This is a genomic window from Tabrizicola thermarum (genome assembly GCF_003574395.1).
GTDB classification, from domain to species: Bacteria; Pseudomonadota; Alphaproteobacteria; order Rhodobacterales; family Rhodobacteraceae; genus Tabrizicola; species Tabrizicola thermarum.
Map to the genome: position 1 here is coordinate 1 of NZ_QMJY01000055.1, position 2,562 is coordinate 2,562.

Genomic DNA, 2,562 nt, shown 5'->3' on the forward strand with positions numbered 1-2,562 from the left:
CGAGCAGTTGCGCCCGCGTTGGCCAAAGCTGGCCGACCTCATGGACACCAGCGAGCACGACGTGCTGGCCTACATGTCCTTCCCGCGCCAGCACCGGACCAAGCTGCACTCCACGAACCCGATCGAGCGCCTGAACAAGGAAGTGAAGCGCCGCGCCGACGTCGTGGGAATCTTCCCGAACGAGGCGTCCATCATGCGCCTGATCGGCGCCGTCCTGTTCGAGCAGAACGACGAATGGCAGACCTCGAGCCGCTACACCCTGGCATGCCGATGGGCATGGCCGACGTGGCGACCGTGCTCTTCAACCGTTTCGTGACGCTGGACCCCGCCGCCCCCGACTGGCCGAACCGCGACCGCTTCGTGCTCTCGGCCGGTCACGGTTCGATGCTGCTTTACGCGATCAACCACCTGCTCGGTTACGACGACATGGGCATGGAACAGATCCGCGCCTTCCGCCAGTGGGGCAGCCGCACCGCCGGGCACCCGGAATACGGCCATGCCAAGGGCATCGAGGTGACGACCGGCCCGCTGGGTCAGGGAATTGCCACCGCCGTCGGCATGGCGCTGTCGGAACGGCTGGGCAATGCCCGGTTTCCCGAGCTGATCGACCATCATGTCTGGGTGATTGCGGGCGATGGCTGCCTCATGGAGGGCATCAGCCACGAGGCCATCGACCTAGCCGGGCATCTGGGGCTCGGCCGGCTGATCGTGCTGTGGGACGACAACCGCATCACCATCGACGGCGACACCGGGCTTACCACCTCGACCGACCAGATGGCGCGCTTCCGCGCCGCGGGCTGGCATACGTTGTCCTGCGACGGTCACAACGCGACCGAGATCGCCGATGCCGTCGCCGCGGCCAAGGCCGACCCGCGACCGAGTCTCATCGCCTGCCGCACGATCATCGGCTTCGGCGCGCCGAACAAGCAGGGCGGGCACGACGTGCATGGCGCGCCGCTGGGGGCCGCCGAGATCGACGCCGCGCGCGCCCATCTGGGCTGGACGCATCCGCCCTTCGAGGTGCCGGAGGCCGTCTATGCCGCCTGGCGGCGGGTTGCCGCACGCGGGGCGGCGGCGCGGGCCGCCTGGAACAACCGGCTCGCCACCGATCCGCGGGCCGACGCCTTCCGCGCGCTGCTGGCGCAGGACATCGCGCCCTTGACCGCCGCCATGACCGCGCACAAGGCGCAGCTTATGGCCGACAGGCCGAAGGTGGCCACGCGCAAGGCCAGCGAGATGGCGCTGGGCGTGGTCAACACCGCGCTGCCCTTCACCATCGGCGGCTCGGCCGACCTGACGGGGTCCAACCTGACGCGATCGAAAGGGCAGGCATCCGTCACGCGCGGCGATTTTTCCGGCAGTTACGTCCATTATTGCTTGCGCGAACACGGCATGGCGGCGGCCATGAACGGCATCGCGCTTTCGGGCCTGTTCCGGCCCTATGGCGGCACCTTCCTGGTCTTTGCCGACTACTGCCGCCCGGCAATCCGGATTGCCGCGCTCATGGGGGTGCCGACGATCTTCGTCATGACCCATGACAGCATCGGGCTGGGCGAGGACGGACCCACGCATCAGCCTGTCGAGACACTGGCCTCCTTGCGCGCCATCCCGAAGCTGATCGTGCTGCGCCCCTGCGACGCCGTGGAAACCGCCGAGGCATGGGAAATCGCCATGGCCACCCGCGATCGGCCCGTGCTGCTGGCCCTTTCGCGCCAGAACCTGCCGACCGTGCGCAGCGATGCGGCCGAGAACCGCTGGGCCCGGGGCGCCTATCTGTTGCGAGATGTGGCCGACCGGCAGGTGACGCTGATCGGTACGGGCTCCGAGGTGGAGATCGCCCTGGCGGCCGCCGACCTTCTTGCCGCAGAGGGCATCCGCGCCGCCGTGCTCAGCGCCCCGAGTTTCGAGCTCTTCGCAGCGCAGGACGAGGCCTGTCGTGCCGCCGTGCTGGGTGACGCCCCGCGGGTGGGTATCGAGGCGGCGATCCGCCAGGGCTGGGACAGGGTGCTGCGCCATACCGATGGATTTGTCGGCATGACCGGCTTTGGCGCCTCGGCCCCGGCCCCTGCGCTCTACGCACATTTCGGCATTACGGCCGAGGCAGTGGCCGCGAAGGCCAGAACACTGATCTGAGGGACGGATATGACTGTGAAGTTTGCCATCAACGGCTTCGGCCGGATCGGCCGCAACGTGCTGCGCGCCATTGTGGAGACGGGACGGACGGATATCGAGGTGGTCGCGCTGAACGACCTCGGGCCGGTGAAGTTCAATGCGCACCTCATGCAGTTCGACAGCGTGCACGGCCGCTTTCCCGGCACCGTGACCACCGGGGAGGACTGGATCGACGCGGGGCGGGGCAAGATCCGCGTCACCGCGATCCGAAACCCCGAGGAACTGCCCTGGGGCGATGTCGATGTGGCGCTGGAATGCACCGGCATCTTCACGGCCCGAGACAAGGCGGCGCTTCACCTGAAGAACGGATCCAAGCGGGTGCTGATCTCGGCCCCCGGCGACGGCGCGGACAAGACCATCGTCTACGGCGTGAACCACCACACGCTGACG

Annotated in this window: 3 protein-coding genes; all 3 read left to right on the forward strand. The window is 68.3% G+C overall.

From position 1 onward, the window contains the following. Positions 1-316 (forward strand): transposase (locus D5084_RS09150; protein ID WP_202910046.1); only part of this gene is annotated, 316 nt, incomplete at its 5' end. Next, the gene (gene tkt, locus D5084_RS09155) at positions 235-2,133 is read left to right on the forward strand and encodes a transketolase (protein ID WP_128515205.1); all 1,899 of its coding nucleotides are present in this window, start codon (positions 235-237) and stop codon (positions 2,131-2,133) included. The genes D5084_RS09150 and tkt, both read left to right, overlap by 82 nt. A 9-nt stretch (positions 2,134-2,142) precedes the next feature. After that, a partial coding sequence (locus D5084_RS09160) for a glyceraldehyde 3-phosphate dehydrogenase NAD-binding domain-containing protein (RefSeq protein WP_238382588.1) occupies positions 2,143-2,562 on the forward strand: 420 nt, incomplete at its 3' end.